Here is an 18,403-nt window from a genome sequence, read left to right on the forward strand (position 1 = left end):
ATGCACGAAGACCGGGATAGGCAGTACGCAATACGTACTACGCAAGGAGGAGTGTAATGCTTTCGTTTGGATGTTTGTGCGTGTTGCTGGGGCTGGGCTATTGGCTGCGCCGCAAGCTGGTGTTCCTGCAACGGCTCTACCTTCCCGCCAGCGTGATCGCCGGCCTGCTCGGGCTGGTCCTCTTCCAGTCGGTGGAGGTGCCCGCCGAGGTTTCCGCCGGTTGGAGCAAGCTGCCCGGCCTGCTGATCAATATTGTTTTTGCCTGCCTGTTCCTCGGCACGGCGCTGCCCACGGTTTCCAAGGTTTGGAAAAGCTCCAGCCGCCAGCTGGCCTATGGCCAGATCGTCGCCTGGGGGCAATATGCCGTCGGTTGCCTCGTTGTGCTGTTGATGCTCAAGCCCATCTTCGGCCTGCCGGACCTCTTCGCCGGCATCATGCCGGTCGGCTTCGAGGGGGGGCACGGCACCGCCGGCGGCATGGGGCCGGTGTTCGACGAACTCGGCTTCCCGGAAATGAAGGACTACGCCCTCGCCAGCGCCACCGGCGGCATCATGGGGGCCATCCTGGTCGGCATGGGCCTGGTCAACTGGGCCGTGCGCAAAGGCCATGTGGAGAAAAAGACCGCGCCCCGTTTCGATGCCGAGGATCTCACCGGCATCATTCCCGAGGCCCATCGCCCTTCGGCCGGAAAGCTCACTGTTTCGTCCGACGTCATCGAATCGCTCACGCTGCATCTGGTGTTTGTCGGCTCCGCCATCCTGCTCGGCTGGCTGATGAAGCAGGGGTTGCTGCTCGCCGCCGCCCGGCTCCCCGGTTCCGGCAGCGACATTTTTGCCAGCTTCCCGCTCTTTCCGCTCTGCATGCTCGGGGGGGTCGTCGTCCAATGGCTGGCCGACCGCTTCGATCGGCACGAACACATGGACCATGGCCTGATGCTGCGCATCCAGAACTGCGCGCTCGATTTCCTGGTCGTCGCCGCCATCGCCACCATCCGGATCGATGTCGTTGCCCAGCAGTGGATCCCGATTGTGGTATTGATTGCCGCCGGTATCGGCTGGAACGTGCTCTGCCTGACCGTCTTCGCCCGCCGCGCCTTCAAGGATGCCTGGTTCGAGCGCGGCATTGCGGAAATGGGGCAGTCGATGGGGGTGACCGCCACCGGGCTGCTGCTCCTGCGCGTGGTCGATCCCAACTATGAAACCGAGGCCGCCGAGGCCTTCGCCGCCAAGCAGCTGCTGCACGAGCCCTTCATGGGCGGCGGGCTCTGGACGGGCGCCGCCATTCCGTTGCTGGCCTATTGGGGCGGCTGGCGCATCCTCGGCATCGCCCTCTGCGCCATCGCCGTTTGGACGATCATGCTGGTTGTGATGAACCGCCGTATCCATTAATCTACATCAACCGGATAGAGCTTTTAACCTTCAACGAGGAACAACTGAAATGGGAATCAAAGAGAATTTGAACGCGAAATTCGCATTGGCGGCAATGCTGTGCCTGAATGCGTTTTCCGCCGTGGCCGCAACGGGTGAGAAAATGGAACTGGTTCCCTCCGTATGGGTGGGGTGGATGCGCGGGAATATGAATGTCCAGGGGCAGGAGGCGAAGGTGGTCCGCGCATCCGACGACTATTTCGGCGATCTGGACTACGGGTTTTCGGCCGAGCTCGTGCTTCGGAACCAGCAGATGGTGCTGCTCGGTTTGGTGGATTACATCGAAACCATCTCCTCGGAGGTAAAGGTGGGCAACGAAAAGGGAACGCTCGACTCCTCCGAGATTGTTGGCTGCATTGCCCTCGGCTATCCCCTGGGATCGGGTAAATCGACCGTGGACTTTCTTATCGGCCTTCAAACCCTTCGCCTGGACAACGACCTGAAGCTGGCTGGCGGTGATGCCTATAGCGACGGCCCGACCGTTTATGATGTCATGTGGATGCTGCGGATCAAGCAGGAGCTGTTCAGCAATTTTTATCTGAATGTGCCCTTGGCCATCGGGGGAACCTACTTAAGCGATTCCGAATTTGTGTATGACGCCGGAGTCCAGCTGCTCTATCAGGTAAACGGCAAAATCGATGTTCGCGCTGGGTACCGGATCACCGGGTATGATTTCAGCGAGGATGCCGACAGCACGGATTTCTACCAGCAGGGCTATACGCTGGGGGTCGGAATTATATTCTAGGTCCGTGTCCCGTCCGCCTGGAGGGGACGGGCCTCTGCAACCGCGGCATTGTGGAAAGGATCCGTTTCTAAACATTGTCCGCTCACAACCTGCGGAGCTTGTATGAAGAAGATCAAATGGTTAGTCCTTCTCGCGTTTTTCGCCCTGGCCGGATGCGCCAACTATAGCGGCGACAACGGCGTTGAAAACCGTTGGCGCTCGGTCGACGCTCCGGTTTGGGAGGTTGGAAAAACGAGTGAACAGGAGGTGGTGGATGTGCTCGGCCCCCCTTCCCAGCTGATCAACCTCCAGGATCAAACGGCCTATTATTATCTCCGGGAGCACCGCGCCGGAAAGGCGCTGGTGCTGCTGCTCTATAACTGGGGCTATCAAAAACTGACCTACGACCGTGCCGTCTTTTTCTTTGATGCGCAGGGCACGTTGACCAAATATTCCTACAGCCCCGAGGCCCTGCCTTATGACGAGGCGGACTAGATGGCCGGCCATTCTGATGGCGGCGTTGGCGGCCTCCGGCTGTTCGACCATCTATAAACGGGTGGATCCGGGCATTTCCGACCAGGAGGTGTCGTTCAAGATCAACGAGACGCATTTCCATGAGGTGCTCGACAAAGTCGGTCCCCCCAGTCGGTTGACGGCTGCGGATGAGGGGTTTGCCTTTCTTTACGAAGACCTGCTCATCCGGGAGTTGCAGACCGGGTTGTCGGGGCGGTCAGGCTGGTGGCAGCTGATCAAATTGTCCTTTGCCAATTCAAAGCTGTTTAGGCATACGGCGGTTCTACGGTTCAGCCGCGAGGGGATTTTGTTGTCGTCCGCGATCTCGAAAAGCACCGAGGGTCTTGGAATCGCCGGTGCCATTCAGCCGGTCTTGAGCATCGTGCAGGTTGTGGACACCGCCCAGTTCGAAGACGATGCCTCCGAACCGCAGCGCTGGGGGATCGATTTGCTAAGGCCGATTCCCGTAACGCTCAACAATCCGCAATCGCTGGATTCGGGGCAGGGCGGCCTGGAGCAGAGCGGCACCACCACCAAGATTGGCCAGCATACCCTCGAAATGCGATAGCCCATGCCACGCATCTCGCCACGGCCGTCGTGAGATGCGTGGCGTGAATGGGTCTGAAAGCCTTGCAATGGCTGATTGACACCGTGGCTGTTTCGCGTATTTTTCCAAGCTCTGGAACCACAGAAGGATTTTGACTATGGGCAAGAAAAACAAAGCAGAAGAACAGGAACTGAACGAAGAAGCCATTGCGGCCGAAGAAGAACTGGCCGATAAGGAAGCGGCGGAGGTTGAGGAGCTTCCCGATACGGAGATCATCGAAGAGGATGCGCCGGCACCTGTGGTTGAAGAGGAAGAGGAGTCGCTGCGCGACCAGTTCGTGCGCCTTCAGGCCGACTTCGCCAACTTCCGCAACCGCACCCAGCGCGAACGGCTGGAGCTCTACCAACGCGCCAACGAAGACCTGCTGCTCGAACTGCTCCCCGTGCTCGACCACTACGAAATGGGGCTTAAAACCGCCGAACAGCACGATGCCGACAAAGCCGTCGTCGATGGCTTCAAGCTGGTCTACGACCAGTTCCAGAACGTGCTCGACAAATTCAACCTCAAGGCGATCGAGGCCGTGGGTGAAGTGTTCGACCCCCACAAGCACGAGGCGCTCACACATATGCCGTCGGACGAATATGCCGCCGAGACCTGCTCGAACCAGGTGCGCCGCGGCTACCTGTTCGGCGACAAGCTCCTGCGCGCCGCGCAGGTCGTCGTCTCTTCGGGGCCAGCGGCCACCGAAGAGGACGAAAGTACGAAATCCTGAATCCGAAATTCTAAACAAAATGCAAATCAACAAGTCCAAAGGTTGAATACATGGTGTTTAGTGCTTCTATTTTTAACGGTTTTGAATTTGTTTCGGATTTAGATATTAGAGATTAGGATTTACCACAATGGCTGAAAAACGCGACTACTACGAAGTGCTTGGCGTTGACCGAAACGCATCGGACGACCAAATCAAAAAGGCCTACCGCAAGGTGGCCATGAAATACCACCCCGACCGCAATCCGGGCGACGCGGCGGCCGAGGAAAGCTTCAAGGAGGCCTCCGAAGCCTACGAAGTGTTGTCCGATGGCAACAAGAAGGCGCGCTACGACCAGTTTGGCCATCAGGCCTTCGCCCCCGGGGGCGGTGGGTTCGGCGGCGGCTTCGGCGGCGGCTTCCACGATGCGTCCGATATCTTCGAACAGGTGTTCGGCGGCGGCTTCAACATCAACGACCTCTTCGGCGGGGGCGGCGGGCGCCGCCGCAGCACCGGCCCGGCCCGGGGATCCGACCTGCGCTACGATTTGGATGTGGATTTCGAGGAAGCGGCGCTGGGATCGCGGCGCACGCTCACCCTGCCGGTGGCCGAAACCTGCGGCCGTTGTTCCGGTAGCGGCGCCGAACCCGGCACCTCCAAAAGCACCTGCCCGACCTGCGGTGGGCGCGGGCAGGTTTCCGCCGGGGGTGGATTCATCCAGTTTTCCCAAACCTGTCCCGCTTGCGGCGGTGCCGGCGAAACCATTTCCAATCCGTGCCGCGACTGCAACGGCGCGGGTAGCATCAAGCAACGCAAGACCATCAAGCTGCGCATTCCGGCCGGCGTCGAGTCCGGTTCGCGCCAGCGCCTGCCCGGCAAGGGGGAGGCCGGTGCCCGCGGCGGCCCGGCCGGCGACCTGTTCATTGTCTTCCACGTCCGCGACCACGAGCTTTTCAAGCGCAACGACCTCGATATCTATTGCGAGGTGCCCGTTCCGTTCCAAGTCGCCATGCTCGGCGGCGAGATCGAGGTGCCCACCATCCACGGCGGCGCCAAGCTCAAGATTCCGGCCGGCACCGAAAGCGGAAAGATTTTCCGCCTGCGCGGGCAGGGCGTGGTCGATGCCGCCCACGGCCATGGCAAGGGCGACCAGCACATCCAGGTGAAGATCGAGGTTCCCGTCCGCCTCTCCGGCAAGGAAAAGAAGGCCATGCAGGAGCTGGTTGAAAAGCTGCACGAAAACCATTTTGAGGAAACCCTCCGCATGAAAAAACAGGCGGAAAAATTCTACGAACGCAAGAAGAAGCTCGAAGCGGAGTAGCAAGCGAGATCGTTTATGGTCACGAAGAGGCACAAGAAGCACAAAGACGAAGAATACGGTCTTCGTGTCTCTTGAACCACTTTGTGGCAATTCATCCATGAGAATCAATTCACTAGTCGATTCCTGTGAGCTGGAGAAGGACGTTGCCGTTCTTTCTCCGGAGGAATCGCATCATCTGGCGCGGGTGCTGCGGGTTCAGGAGGGGCAGGAAATCATCCTGTTCGATGGGCAGGGCGGCGTGGCCGAGGGCCTGATCTGCGCGGTTTCGAAAACGGCGGTTGAAGTGAACGTTTCCCGCCAGTGGAACGTTCCTCGGCCCGCAGTGGAGATCGACCTGATCCTGGCCGTGCCCAAGCCCGACCGCTGGGAGCTGGTGCTGCAGAAGGCCGTCGAGCTGGGGGCCACCGCCATCCGGCCCATCCTGACGCAGCACACCGAGTACAAATCCAACCCGAAGAAACAGGAACGCTGGGGCAAGATTGTGCTCAACGCCGCGCAGCAATGCGAAGTCCGCTGGTTGCCCAAACTCCACGGGCTAGAAAGGCTGGATGCAATCCTTCCCGCCCTCGCGGGCTACGACCTGGTTCTGGTGGGGTCGCTCTACGAAGGCGCAAAGCCCTTCCGCAACGTGGCCATGCATGGCAAAGCAAAGATTGCACTGCTGATCGGCCCCGAAGGCGACTTTTCCGAAAAGGAAGTGGAAGCCCTGGTTGAAGCCGGGGCCATCCCCGTTAGTTTCGGCGACCGCATCCTCCGCACCGAAACCGCCGCAATTTTTGGTTTAAGCGTGCTGGCCTATGAGCTACTTTAACCGCCTTGTTTTTTTAACCGGAGCAGATGCACTTTATGAAGACTACCGTTGTTGCCTTGGCGAACCAGAAGGGCGGGGTGGGGAAGACCACCACCGTAATCAATTTGTCGGCCTGCCTTGCGGAAAAGCGCAAGAAGGTCTTGCTGGTGGATCTCGATCCGCAGGCGAACGCCACGAGCGGCCTCGGCCTGGAAAAAGGCTTTGGCCAGAGCATCTTCCCGGCACTGCTGGGCGAGACCGATGGCGCCAGCCTGATCAAGGAAACCGGCATCAAGAATCTCGACATCATTCCTTCCGAGCTGGATCTGGCCGGCGCGGAGATCGCCATTGCCCGGCGCGACGACTATCTGCATCGCCTGCGGGAGGCAATGGACCCGATCATCGAGAGCGGAACCTACGACTACATCATCCTCGACTGCCCGCCGTCGTTGGGCATCCTGTTCATGAACGCGCTGAACATTGCGCACGAGGTGATCATCCCGATCCAATGCGAATACCTCGCCCTCGAAGGGCTTGGCGTGATGGTCGACATCGTCAACCAGATCAGCGAGGCCGGAAACCCGGATCTGCATATCAGCGGCATTCTGATGACGATGTACAACGTGAGCACCAACCTTTCGCAACAGGTCGTGCAGGAAGTCGTGAAACACTTCGGCGACCGCGTGTTCGAAACGCTGATCCCGCGCAACGTGCGCTTGAGCGAGGCGCCGAGCTTCGGCCAGCCGGTCATTGAATACGATCCGCATTGCGTCGGGTCGGCCGCCTACCGCAACCTGGCCAAGGAATTCATCAAACGCCAGAAGCAGGACGCCGAACCCGAAACCGAAGCCTTGCCGACCCTTTCCGACGTCATTGCCCGGCCCCCGGTGCCGCAGGCCACCGAAGAAACGCCCGATCCGTCGGTTTAGACGGCCTTGCCGGTTTCCAATCGATAATTCGCTCCCGATTCAAAGGGTTGTGCTGTCCTTTGCTTGTTGCTATGCTCGCGTGCGTCGGGCGGGGCGATGAGTGGAGGCGTTGATGGATAAATCGCTAAAGAAGCAACTTGGTCTGCTCGATGTCTATGCCATCTGCAGCGGGGCCATGATCAGCTCCGGGCTGTTTGTCCTACCTGGCATCGCGGCCTCGAAGATCGGGCCGGCCGTCATCTATGCCTATTTGCTCTCGGGCCTGCTGCTGATCCCCTCGATGCTTTCGATGGCGGAAATGTCGACCGCGCTGCCGCGGGCGGGCGGATCCTACTTTTTCGTTAGCCGCAGCCTCGGCGGCATGTTCGGGACGATCGACGGCGTGGGGGTCTGGCTGGCGCTGATTCTGAAAACATCGATCGCGCTGCTGGGCCTCGGGGCCTATTTGGCGGCATATGTCCACCTGCCGATGCAGCTCGTCGCCATCGTGGCGGGACTTCTGTTCATGGGGTTCAACATGGTCGGCGCCAAGGAAACCACCCGGTTGCAGGTCGTTATGGTGATCGGCCTGCTGGCGATCCTGGCTTTCCTGGTTGTCCGGGGCGCGCCCGCCATCGAGCGTGAATTCTACACGCCGATGGCGCCGGAGGGTTGGGAAAAACTGTTGCCGACCGCTGCGCTGGTCTTCATCAGCTACATCGGCGTAACCAAAGTCGCCAGCATGGCGGAAGAGGTGAAGAACCCATCGCGCAACCTGCCGTTGGGCATGTTTATTTCCCTGGTTTCCATCCTGGTGCTCTATGGCGCGGTCGTGGCGGTCGTGGTCGGCATCGTTCCGGCGGAACAGCTCTATGCAACCCTGACGCCGCTTTCGGACGCGGCGGACATCGCCATCGGCCCGACCGGAAAAACCCTCGTCAGCCTAGGCGCCGCGCTGGCGTTTGCCACCACGGCCAACGCCGGCATCATGTCGGCCAGCCGCTATCTGCTGGCGATGAGCCGCGACCGCGTCATCCCCCACGGGCTGTCGCGCTTTTCCCGCTTCAAGACGCCGTGCCGCGCCATCGCACTGACTTCCGCCATCATTATCCTGGTCGTCGCCTTCACCGGGCTCGAGCGGATCGCGAAACTGGCCAGTGCGTTCCAGTTGCTGGTGTTCGCCTTCGTCAACATTGCCGTGATTGTGATGCGCGAGAGCGGCATCGAGAGCTACGACCCCGGCTTCAAGAGCCCGTTCTATCCATGGGTCCAGGTGGTCGGCATCCTTGTTTCCGTGGTGTTGATCCCCGAAATGGGCCTGATGCCGAGCATCTTTGCCATGGGGCTGGTGGCCATCGGCGTGGTCTGGCATAACCTCTACGCCAGCAAACATATCGCGCCGCGCGCCGGCGCGGTCGCCAAAATGGCCGAGCGGTTGGGCGAACGCCTGCTCGAACGCGATGCCGATGCGATGGGGCTGCGCACCGAGCTGCGGCAGATCATGAAGGAGCGCGGCCTGCGTGAGAAAGACCCCTTCGTCGAAGTGGTGCAGAGTGCCCATTTCATCGAAATCGAACCCGGCATCGATTGCGAAGAGGTGATCCGCCGCGGCGCAGCCCTGCTGGCCGGGCAAAGCGGGATTTCGCGCGACCTCATTCTCGGCGCCCTGCTCGAGCGCAACCGGCTCGGCGAAACCCCGGCCGGCGCAGGTGTGGCGCTGCCGCATCTGCTCCTGAACGATGTCGAGGGCTTCCACATGGTGGCCGCCCGCTGCATCCACGGGCTCGATTTTCCCGGCGCGGCGCAAGGCATCCATGCCGTTTTCCTCCTCTTGGGCGCCCGAAGCAATCCAACCCGCCACCTGCGCTTCCTCGCCGAGATCGCCCGCCGCGCCGAAAACCCGCACTTCATCGACGACTGGATTTCCGAAAAATCGGTGGATGGCCTTCCAGAGCTTTTGCTCGCCGGAGACCGCCAGCCGTAGGCACGAAAAAGCCCGCTCATTGGCGGGCTTTCGAGAAAAGGCGGTTGATGCTCTAGTAGTTCTGGCCAGAGAGGCCGGGCACGCTGCGCGAGCCTTCCCATTGCTGGGGCGTGTTCCAGGGCATGTTGGAATATTCCTGGTCGTCCACGTATCCGTCGTCCGTCGTGGCGCATCCCGCAATCAGAATCGAGACGGTTGCGGCCAAAAGAATGAATGCTGTTTGTTTCATAGGTCAAAAAAAGAACCGCCCCGCAGTACGGGACGGCTTTTCCAATCCAAATCCAGATTAGAGTACAGCGTCCTTGGCTGCTTTCGCGATGCGGAACTTCAGAACGGTCTTGGCCGGAATCTGAATGGTTTCGCCGGTGGCTGGGTTGCGGCCGGAACGGGCTGCGCGGTCAACCTTAACGAGCTTACCGATACCAGGAATGGTGAATCCGTCTGCTGCGCCTTCATATGCGAGCTCAGCGAGGCCGTCGAGGGCGTCCTTGGCCTGAACTTTAGAAATGTCTGCTTTTTCAGCTACTGCTGCGATGATCTGCGATTTGGTCATAGGTTTTCCCATAATATGATCTCCTCGATACTTTCCTGGTTAATTCCAACAACAAACTGTCCGACTCCATATCGGCTCAGCGATAGAAAGTTTCTAGGCTATTACGCATTCCTTAGCAATAGGAAAATGTATAAAAACCAATATTTACGGGGGTGGAATCGATGTTTTGTGTTTTCATGACGAGACATTGATAAATACGATCATATTACGTGCAAATGAGTCACCTTGTGGCTTGCCCAAAGCAAACCATTCTGGTTCTATTTCAACCGAAGGGCGGATATAGGCTTGGCCTATTCTAAAATCAAGGGATCTCCTCAGGGAATGTTTGCATTTTTGACCATTTGTTTTGTTGCGGCGCTGGTTGCTCCGATAGTGCATCGGTATTTTCCAAGGCACACGGGGGCAGTGCTTTCCGTTGCGCCGTTGGCCATGTTTGTTTGGCTTTTGACGCAGTTGGCGGGTGTAATGCACGGGCATCCGGTCGAGCAAGGCTTGGTTTGGATTGAAAAGCTGGGTTTGGAGCTGGCCTTCCGCCTGGATGGGCTCTCCATGCTGTTTGCGCTGATCATCAGCGGCATCGGAACGCTGGTTATTCTCTATGCGCAGGGCTATTTCAAGGGGCATCCGCAACAGGGCCGCTTCCTGATGTATATCATCGCTTTCATGGCTTCCATGCTCGGCGTTGTGCTGGCCGACCACCTTTTGCTCGTTTTTATCTTCTGGGAATTGACCAGTTTCACCTCCTACCTGCTGATCGGCTTCAACCACGAGAGCGCCGATGCCCGCAACGCCGCGCTGCAGGCCATGCTGGTGACCGTGCTGGGAGGCCTCTTCCTGCTGGCCGGCATGATTCTGCTGGCCGATGCCGCCGGCACGTGGCGCCTTTCCGAAATCATCCAACGGGGCCATGCAATTGTTGAGCATCAACATTATTTGCCGATCCTGATCCTGGTTTGCATCGGCGCCTTCACCAAGTCGGCCCAGTTCCCGTTCCATTTCTGGCTGCCCAACGCCATGCAGGCGCCGACGCCCGCCAGTGCCTACCTGCACTCCTCCACCATGGTCAAGGCGGGGGTCTACCTGCTTGCCCGCCTGCATCCGGCCCTGGGGCATACGGACGAGTGGATGCTGATCCTCACGACCATCGGCACCACGACCTTCCTGCTCGGGGCCATCATGGCGCTGGGGCAGCACGTGCTCAAGCGCCTGCTCGCCTACACCACCGTCTCCGCCCTGGGCGCCATGGTCATGTTGCTCGGCGTTGGAACCAAATACACCATCAAGGCCATGGCCGCCTTCGTGCTCGCCCATGCCTTCTATAAAGCAACGCTCTTCATGGTCGCCGGCGGCATCACCCACGAAACCGGCGGCGAAACCTCCATCGACAAGCTCGGCGGCCTGCGCAAGGCCATGCCGTTCTCGTTCGCCTGCGCCCTGTTGGCCGGCCTCTCCATGGGCGGCTTCCCTCCCTTCTTCGGATTCGTGGCCAAGGAAACCTGGCTGCATGCGCTCGGCGACCATCCCTTGCTGATTGCCGCCACCGTGGTTGGCGGCGCGGCCTATGTGCTGGTTGGTTTATCAACCGGTCTAAAACCGTTCATTGGAAAAATGCCCGAAGGATTGCATGCCCACGAGGTGCCGCTATCCATGCGCATCGGGCCCATGGTGCTCGGACTCGGCGGTCTCGTGCTGGCCTTCTTCTGCGGAACCATCGGCCATGCGCTGGTCGAACCGGCCGCCACCGCGATCTATGCCAAACCCCTCGAAGTGCATCTGCACCTGTGGGCCGGCTTCAATAAATATCTTGTGATCAGCCTCGTTACCCTCGCCATCGGAACCGGCTGCTATCTCGCCCGCCCGTTCTTCGTGAAGGTTGCCGAGCGGCTCCGCCCCATCACCCGCTTCGGGCCGGATGCGGTCTATCAACTGAAGCTTAATTCCGTCCTCAGGTTTGCCGCGTGGCAGACGCGCGTTATGCAGACCGGCATCTTGCGCGACTATATCCGCGTGACCGTCCTTTCGGTGGTCGCCCTGGTGGGGGCGGCCTTCTACCGCGCCGGCGGCTTCCAGCGGTGGGAAAACCTGTCGCCCATTTCACCACGCATTGCGCTGGTTGCCATGCTGATGATCGCGGCCGCATTTGCCACCACCTATTCCAAATCGCGCCTGCGGTCGATCCTGTCGATGGGCGTCGTCGGCTACAGCATGGCGATGCTCTTCACCTTTTTCGGCGCGCCCGACCTGGCCATGACGCAGCTGGTGATCGAAACGTTGACCGTCATCCTGCTCGCGCTCGCGTTCTACCACCTGCCGCCCTTCAGTCATGGCTCGACCAAACGGACGCGCGCGATCGATGTCGCCATCGCCTCCGGCGCCGGGGTCATGGTCACGCTGCTGGTGCTCGCGGCGTTGCATGTGCAGACGCCCACGCCCGTTTCGGACTACTACCTCGACCATAGCTACAAAGACGCGCACGGCCGCAACGTCGTCAACGTCATCCTCGTCGACTTCCGCGCGCTCGACACCCTGGGCGAAATCACCGTGCTCACCATCGCCGCGCTCGGGGCCTATGCCCTGCTGAAGCTGCGCCCGGGTCGTAGACGCGACGCCCTCGTCGCGTTGCCGCGCGACAGCGGTGAGGGCACCGCTTCTACGAAGGAGGGGCAGCCATGACCTCCATCATCTTCCGCACCGCCACGCGCTATATGTTTCCGCCACTGCTGGTTTTCTCGGTCTACGTGCTGCTGCGCGGCCACCATTATCCGGGCGGCGGCTTTGTTGGCGGGCTCTTCGCGGGATCGGCCTTTTCGCTGTATGCGCTGGCGTTCACCGTGGCCGAAGCCCGTTCCATCCTGCGGTTCGATCCGCGCGACATCACCGCGGCCGGCCTTGCCGTCGCGCTGCTCAGCGGCATCCCGCCGCTCTTTTCCGGCAACGCGTTCCTGACGGGGACGTGGTGGGAGCTGCCTTTCATGGATCTGGGCACGCCGCTCGTTTTCGACGTCGGCGTCTATTTGGTGGTGCTTGGCGTTTTGCTGACGCTCGTCTTTGCGCTAGGGGAGGAGGAATAGCATGGAAGTCGTCCTCGCCCTTGTGATTGGCGTGCTCTACGGAGCCGGGCTCTACCTCATGATGCGCCGCAACCTGGTGCAGCTGATCATCGGCCTGGGCCTGCTCAGCCACGGCGCCAACCTGCTGATCTTCACGGCCGGCGGCCTGCGCGAAACCGGTGCGCCGATCTTGGCCGAGGGCGAAAAGCATTTCGCCGCCATGCCCGCCGACCCGCTGCCGCAGGCGCTGATCCTAACGGCCATCGTGATCAGCTTCGCCGTTACCGCCTTTGCGCTGGTGCTGTTCCTGCGCACCTACCAGACCGTCGGCACCGACGATGTGGACCGGATGAAGGAGACCGACACATGACCCTTCTACCATCGCTCCCCATCACGATTCCGCTCGCCGGCGCGGTGCTTTGCATGCTCTTCCGCAGGAGCATTGCCGTGCAGAAGGCGATCGCCTTCTGCACCTCGGCCATCATTTTGCTGACGTCCCTCTGCATCATGGCCCACACCAAAAATGGCACCATTGCCGTAATGAATGTCGGCAGTTGGCAGGCCCCGTTCGGCATCACGTTGGCGATCGACATGCTTTCGAGCGTCATGCTGGTGCTGGTTGGCCTGCTGGCGGTCGGGGTTTCGGCCTATGCCTGCTTCGATCTCGACCGGCCGCGCATGCAGCTCGGTTTCTTCCCGCTCATGCTCATTTTGCTGATGGGCGTCAACGGTGCGTTCGTGACCGGCGACCTGTTCAACCTCTACGTCTGGTTCGAGGTGCTGCTGACCGCCTCCTTCATTCTTTTGGCGCTCGGCGGCGAGCGGCAGCAGCTGGAGGGGTCGATCAAGTATGTTGCGCTCAACCTGCTCTCGTCGGCGCTGTTCTTGGCGGGCATCGGTATTCTCTACGGCATGGCCGGCACGCTCAACATGGCCGAGCTCGCGCACCTGGTCCAGGAGGGCGGGCGCGGCGGGCTCGTCACGATGGTGGCGGTGATGTTCATGATGGCCTTCGGCATCAAGTGCGGCATGTTCCCGCTTTATTTCTGGTTGCCGGCATCCTACCCAACCCCGCCCGCCGCCGTCACCGCGCTCTTTTCCGGCCTGCTCACCAAGGTCGGCGTCTACTCGCTCATCCGCGTCTTCACGCTGATCTTCGACACCGACCCCGATTTCCTGCACGGCATGATTCTCGCCGGGGCCGGGCTGACGATGCTCTCCGGCGTTTTGGCCGCCGCCGCGCAATACGAGATGCGCAAGATTCTCGCCGTGCACATCGTCAGCCAGATCGGCTACATCGTGATGGGCCTGGGCCTCTTCACTAAACTGGCGCTCACGGGCACCATCGTCTATCTCATCCACGTCATCATCGTGAAAACCAACCTTTTCCTCGTCGCCGGTGCCATCAACCGCATCAAGGGAACCTACGACCTGCACAAACTCGGCGGACTCTATAAGGAGAAGCCCGGCCTCTCGATCCTCTTCATCATTTCCGCCATGTCGCTGGCCGGCGTGCCGCCGCTTTCCGGTTTCTTTGCCAAGCTCACGCTCATCATCGCGGGGTTGCGGGCGGAATCGTGGTTGATTGTTGTGGTTGCGCTCGGCGTCAGCCTGCTCACGCTCTATTCCATGACCAAGATCTGGACGTATGTCTTCTGGAAACCCGCGCCCGAACCGCTGCCCGACCTCGATCCCATGTCCAAGGGCAAGTGGTTCGTCTTCCTGCTTCCGATGATCGGCTACACCATCCTCACCATCGCCATCGGCGTTTTCGCCGGCCCGATCTTCGACTATGCCGATGCCGCCGCCGGGCAGCTCATGAATCCACAGGGCTATATCGACGCCGTCCTCGGAGGTGCGAAATGATGCCGCTTTGCAATAGGTTGAATGACCGCAAAGACGCGAAGACGCGATGGTTTTCCTTGGTGAATAATATTCCCGTCGCTTTGCGCCTTCTCGTCTTTGCGGTCAAGCAATGTGCCAAGGGCACAACACAATTTAGCATGGGGCAACGCCCCATGTTCAGATGCATCCATAATCGGATTTGCCCTGTAGGGGCAACACACTTTCCGGCAGCCTTTGTGTTGTCCATTCAGGACAAAATTTCCATCGCGGCATCAAACCTTGGGCTGCGCCCAAGGCTAAATTGTGTAGTGCCTTCGGCACATCAGATAAAACCCGGTTCCGGCGTTGTGCGCCTTCGCGTCTTTGCGGTCAGATCATTTGCGAGGGCCGGGTAATGCAACTCTTCGTCACCAACGTCCTGATATCGCTGCTCTGGGCGCTGCTCACCGGGAAGGTGTCGGTCGGCAACCTGGCGGTCGGCTTTGTGCTGGGCTATGTTGCGCTGACGCTGCTCCATTCGGAGAAGGAGGAACGGAAGAATTCCTATTTCCGGAAATCGCTGCAGATTGTCCGCTTCGCGCTCTTCTTTACCAAGGAGCTGGTTGTCTCGTCTTGGCGCGTTGCCCGGGATGTCATCAAGCCGCTGCCCGAAATGCGCCCCGGCGTGGTCGGTATTCCAATCGATGCCGAGACCGACTTGGAGATTACCTTGCTGGCCAACGTGATCTCGCTGACCCCCGGGACGTTGAGTCTCGATGTTTCGCCGGATCGGAAGACGCTCTACATCCATGCGATGTACGTGATCAATCCCGACGACCTGCGCAAGGAAATCAAGGAAGGCCTCGAGCGCCGCCTGCTGGAGCTGCTGCGATGAGCAAAACTGGAAAAATGATTAGCCACGAAAGAACGCAAGGAAAGCAAAGCCATGGCTCGGTTTTTCCTTTGTGTTCTCTGCGCTCTTTTGTGGCCAAGGCTTATCCCTATTTGGAGTGGTTCAATGGTTGAGCTTGTTTGCCCGCTTGTGATGCTGATGCTCACCGTTGCTTTTGCGGCGGCGTTTGTCCGCGTGGTCATTGGCCCCACGCTGTCCGACCGCGTCATCGCGCTCGACATGGCCGCCACCATCGTGGTGGCCCTGATTCTCACGCACTGCGTACAGTCGGGCTCGTTCTACTACATCCCCGCCGCCATCAGTATTGCGCTGCTCTCCTTCATCGGCACCGTCGTGCTGGCCATCTACATCAGCCGGGGAGGTGCCGAATGATCCGCGAAATCCTCGTCTCCATCTTCCTGCTCGCCGGCGGCGTCCTCTCCATCGTCGCCGCCGTCGGCGTGATCCGCCTGCCCGACCTCTTCTGCCGCATGCACGCCGCCACCAAGACCGGGACGGTCGGCGTCAGCGCCATCGTCATCGGCATGATGATCCATTTCGGCAACATCACCGTCACCTCGCGCGGCGTGCTCGTGATCGCATTTTTCCTGCTCACCGCCCCCGTCGCCGCGCACATGATCGGCCGTGCCGCCTACCGCTCCGGCGTCGCCCTCTGGATCCTCACCCGCATCGACGAGTGGAAAACCCATGGCGAAATGGAACAAGACGATTGATCCCCATTTCGTGAACTGCGGAAAACCGGGGTGTTTCACTCCGGTTTTTCTAATTGCAGAAAACTGTTGACGTTGCGACGAAAGTTCCCACAATGCCCCGCTTAATTTGCCATTTAGGGGCAGGCGAAAATGAATCTGAAAAAAGTGCTATCACCAGAAACGGTTTGGGTCGATCTCAAGGCCGACACCAAGGATGGAATCATCGAAGAGATGATCGATCGCCTTGTTGCGGCGGGAAAAATCAAGGATCGCGATGCCGCACTGGAAGCGGTTAAGGAGCGCGAGTCCAAAATGTCGACCGGCATGCAGAACGGGGTGGCGATTCCGCACGGCAAGACCGATGCGGTAAAATCGCTGGTGGCCGCCGTTGGGCTTAATAAGGATGGCGTCGATTTTGATTCAATGGATGGGGCGCCTTGCACGATCTTCATCATGACGGTTTCCCCCACCAAGCGCACCGGGCCACACATTCAGTTTCTGGCCGAAGTCAGCCGCCTGATCAGCCAACCCGCCGAGCGCGAAAAGTTGCTGGCCGCCAAGACCCACGGCGATATCTACGAAATCTTGACAGGAAAATAGATCCCATGTTCCGAACCGCTCTCGCAGCAATCCTCCTAATGGTCGCGCCCTTGGGGGCGGCTCTCGCAGAACCCTCCCATGCCGAATCCGCGGATCATGCCATCGAGCATGTTTCCGGCGCCCATGCCGAACACGCTCCGGCCATGGAGGCGCATGCCGCCGGGGCCGCACACGATGAACATGCCATAGCCGAGGAGGGGCACAGCATCACCCACATGATGATGCACCTGATCCTGCAGCTGGCCATCATCATTGTTTGCGCCAAGGTCGGCGGCTACCTGTTCCACCGCTTCCTCAAGATGCCTTCCGTGCTCGGCGAGCTCGCTTCGGGCATGGTGATTGGCCCTTACGCCCTTGGCGGCATGATCACCGTGCCCAATCTCGGTATCCTGTTTGCGGAAAACCACGGCTTCGCCACCTCGGCCGAGCTGTACGGCATCGCCACGCTGGCCTCCATCATCCTGCTGTTCCTGGCGGGGCTCGAAACCGACCTCGCCGCGTTCATCCGCTATTCCGTAGTGGGTTCGTTCGTCGGACTAGGCGGACTGGTGGCCGCATTCGTGATTGGCGACCTCTGTGCCGTTATGTGGCCGGGCAATGGCATCGACAGCTTCATGGAGCCGGCGGCGCTGTTCCTCGGGGTGATCTCGGTGGCTACTTCGGTGGGGATTACCGCCCGAATCCTGGCGGAAAAGAAAAAGATGGCCTCGCCCGAGGGCGTAACCATCCTGGCCGGCGCGGTCTTCGACGACGTGTTCGGCATCATTACCCTCGCCATCGTCATGGGCATGGCCAAGGTCAGCATGGGCGAAGGCGTCGCCTGGGGGCCGATCTGCATGATCGCCCTGAAAGCCATCGGCTTTTTCGTGATTGTTACGGCGCTGGGGCTGATCTTCTCCCGCAAGATCACGGCGATGATCAAGCGCTTCAAGTCGAAGGAGATCATTGTGGCCATCTGCTTCGGCCTCGCCCTCCTGCTGGCCAGCCTGGCGGAGATGGCCGGCCTGGCAATGATCATCGGCGCCTACATCATGGGCCTGGCGCTTTCCCGCACCGACCTAGCCCACGAGATCGAGCACCATCTCGAAGGCGTCTACAACATCCTCGTTCCCATCTTTTTCTGCGTGATGGGCATGATGGTCGACTTTACCGCCATGAAACCCGTTCTCATCTTTGGCTCGGTTTATTCCGTTTTGGCCGTTTTCTCCAAGGTGATCGGCTGTGGAGTCCCGGCTTTCCTGATGAAGTTCAACATGCGCGGTTCGCTGCGTATCGGCCTGGGCATGCTACCGCGCGGCGAAGTGGCGCTGATCGTGGCCGGCATCGGCCTCGCCGGCGGCATCATCGACCAGGGCATCTTCGGCGTCGCCATCATGATGACCGTGGTCACCACCATGCTTGCGCCGCCATTGCTGGTTAAATCGTTCGAGGGCGGAAGCGGCCTGCGCAAGGAGATGGAAGGCGGCGAAGAGGACATCGAGACCATCGAAATCGAGTTTCCTTCGAGCGATATCACCGAGTTCCTGCTCAATCGTTTCGTGCGGGCGTTGCAGGCCGAGGAATTCTTCGTGCACCACCTGCACACCGACCAACCGACCTATCGCGTACTCAAGGACGACATCGCCTTCACGCTGATCGAGGAAGACAACAAGCTGGTCATCAATGTGCCGCATGCCAACCAGCATGTCGCCCGCATGATCCTGCTCGAAGAGCTGCTCTCGCTCACCGACCTGCTCGAGTCCACCAAGCAGATGAAGTCGGTCGATGAAATGGGCGCCGACCTTATGGGCGGCATGTTCGCCTAGGTTC

Annotated in this window: 20 protein-coding genes; 18 read left to right on the forward strand and 2 right to left on the reverse strand. The window is 59.9% G+C overall.

Annotation, left to right across the window (positions count from 1 at the left end):
• The first annotated feature begins 56 nt into the window (after nucleotides 1-56).
• From E9954_RS29070 to E9954_RS29110, 9 genes are all read left to right on the forward strand, one after another.
• Entirely contained in the window at nucleotides 57-1,388 is a 1,332-nt protein-coding gene (locus E9954_RS29070) for a sodium/glutamate symporter (protein WP_136082802.1), read from the forward strand.
• Between the two features lie 49 nt (nucleotides 1,389-1,437).
• Nucleotides 1,438-2,172, forward strand: a complete 735-nt coding sequence (locus E9954_RS29075; RefSeq protein WP_136082803.1) for a hypothetical protein — start codon at nucleotides 1,438-1,440, stop codon at nucleotides 2,170-2,172.
• Nucleotides 2,173-2,274: 102 nt separating this feature from the next.
• Nucleotides 2,275-2,646 (forward strand): hypothetical protein, encoded by a 372-nt coding sequence (locus tag E9954_RS29080; RefSeq protein WP_136082804.1) that lies wholly within the window; start codon nucleotides 2,275-2,277, stop codon nucleotides 2,644-2,646.
• Nucleotides 2,630-3,232 (forward strand): hypothetical protein, encoded by a 603-nt coding sequence (locus tag E9954_RS29085; protein ID WP_136082805.1) that lies wholly within the window; start codon nucleotides 2,630-2,632, stop codon nucleotides 3,230-3,232. The genes E9954_RS29080 and E9954_RS29085 overlap by 17 nt, the downstream gene beginning before the upstream one ends.
• A gap of 136 nt (nucleotides 3,233-3,368) precedes the next feature.
• On the forward strand, nucleotides 3,369-3,983 hold the full coding sequence (locus E9954_RS29090) for a nucleotide exchange factor GrpE (protein ID WP_136082806.1): 615 nt from the start codon (nucleotides 3,369-3,371) through the stop codon (nucleotides 3,981-3,983).
• A gap of 127 nt (nucleotides 3,984-4,110) precedes the next feature.
• Nucleotides 4,111-5,280, forward strand: a complete 1,170-nt coding sequence (gene dnaJ, locus E9954_RS29095) for a molecular chaperone DnaJ (protein ID WP_136082807.1) — start codon at nucleotides 4,111-4,113, stop codon at nucleotides 5,278-5,280.
• A 97-nt stretch (nucleotides 5,281-5,377) separates the two neighbouring features.
• A complete protein-coding gene (locus tag E9954_RS29100) occupies nucleotides 5,378-6,091 on the forward strand; it encodes an RsmE family RNA methyltransferase (RefSeq protein ID WP_136082808.1) in 714 nt (237 codons plus the stop codon).
• Between the two features lie 35 nt (nucleotides 6,092-6,126).
• Entirely contained in the window at nucleotides 6,127-6,999 is an 873-nt protein-coding gene (locus E9954_RS29105) for a ParA family protein (RefSeq protein ID WP_136082809.1), read from the forward strand.
• Between the two features lie 112 nt (nucleotides 7,000-7,111).
• Entirely contained in the window at nucleotides 7,112-8,962 is a 1,851-nt protein-coding gene (locus tag E9954_RS29110; protein WP_136082810.1) for an amino acid permease, read from the forward strand.
• Between the two features lie 52 nt (nucleotides 8,963-9,014).
• Here the strand turns inward: E9954_RS29110 and E9954_RS32815 are convergent, their stop codons facing one another.
• The gene (locus E9954_RS32815) at nucleotides 9,015-9,191 is read right to left on the reverse strand and encodes a hypothetical protein (RefSeq protein WP_168442677.1); all 177 of its coding nucleotides are present in this window, start codon (nucleotides 9,189-9,191) and stop codon (nucleotides 9,015-9,017) included.
• Between the two features lie 57 nt (nucleotides 9,192-9,248).
• Nucleotides 9,249-9,527, reverse strand: a complete 279-nt coding sequence (locus E9954_RS29115; RefSeq protein WP_136082811.1) for an HU family DNA-binding protein — start codon at nucleotides 9,525-9,527, stop codon at nucleotides 9,249-9,251.
• A gap of 309 nt (nucleotides 9,528-9,836) precedes the next feature.
• Here E9954_RS29115 and E9954_RS29120 point away from each other — a divergent pair, with 309 nt between their 5' ends.
• From E9954_RS29120 to E9954_RS29160, 9 genes are all read left to right on the forward strand, one after another.
• Complete coding sequence (locus tag E9954_RS29120; protein ID WP_136082812.1) at nucleotides 9,837-12,188, forward strand: putative monovalent cation/H+ antiporter subunit A; 2,352 nt, start codon at nucleotides 9,837-9,839, stop codon at nucleotides 12,186-12,188.
• A complete protein-coding gene (locus E9954_RS29125; RefSeq protein WP_136082813.1) occupies nucleotides 12,185-12,586 on the forward strand; it encodes a Na+/H+ antiporter subunit B in 402 nt (133 codons plus the stop codon). Before E9954_RS29120 ends, E9954_RS29125 begins: the two co-directional genes overlap by 4 nt.
• 1 nt (nucleotide 12,587) lies before the next feature.
• Entirely contained in the window at nucleotides 12,588-12,935 is a 348-nt protein-coding gene (locus tag E9954_RS29130; RefSeq protein ID WP_136082814.1) for a Na+/H+ antiporter subunit C, read from the forward strand.
• A complete protein-coding gene (locus E9954_RS29135) occupies nucleotides 12,932-14,431 on the forward strand; it encodes a proton-conducting transporter transmembrane domain-containing protein (RefSeq protein ID WP_136082815.1) in 1,500 nt (499 codons plus the stop codon). Before E9954_RS29130 ends, E9954_RS29135 begins: the two co-directional genes overlap by 4 nt.
• Nucleotides 14,432-14,804: 373 nt before the next feature.
• Nucleotides 14,805-15,284, forward strand: coding sequence for a Na+/H+ antiporter subunit E (locus E9954_RS29140; protein WP_136082816.1), 480 nt, complete (start codon nucleotides 14,805-14,807; stop codon nucleotides 15,282-15,284).
• A 123-nt stretch (nucleotides 15,285-15,407) separates the two neighbouring features.
• Nucleotides 15,408-15,674 (forward strand): monovalent cation/H+ antiporter complex subunit F, encoded by a 267-nt coding sequence (locus tag E9954_RS29145; protein ID WP_168442678.1) that lies wholly within the window; start codon nucleotides 15,408-15,410, stop codon nucleotides 15,672-15,674.
• On the forward strand, nucleotides 15,671-16,015 hold the full coding sequence (gene mnhG / locus E9954_RS29150; protein WP_136082818.1) for a monovalent cation/H(+) antiporter subunit G: 345 nt from the start codon (nucleotides 15,671-15,673) through the stop codon (nucleotides 16,013-16,015). Before E9954_RS29145 ends, mnhG begins: the two co-directional genes overlap by 4 nt.
• A gap of 129 nt (nucleotides 16,016-16,144) precedes the next feature.
• Complete coding sequence (locus tag E9954_RS29155; protein WP_136082819.1) at nucleotides 16,145-16,594, forward strand: PTS sugar transporter subunit IIA; 450 nt, start codon at nucleotides 16,145-16,147, stop codon at nucleotides 16,592-16,594.
• Nucleotides 16,595-16,599: 5 nt separating this feature from the next.
• The gene (locus E9954_RS29160) at nucleotides 16,600-18,399 is read left to right on the forward strand and encodes a cation:proton antiporter (RefSeq protein WP_136082820.1); all 1,800 of its coding nucleotides are present in this window, start codon (nucleotides 16,600-16,602) and stop codon (nucleotides 18,397-18,399) included.
• Nucleotides 18,400-18,403 lie beyond the last annotated feature (4 nt).

Source organism: Pontiella desulfatans, from assembly GCF_900890425.1.
GTDB classification, from domain to species: domain Bacteria; phylum Verrucomicrobiota; class Kiritimatiellia; order Kiritimatiellales; family Pontiellaceae; genus Pontiella; species Pontiella desulfatans.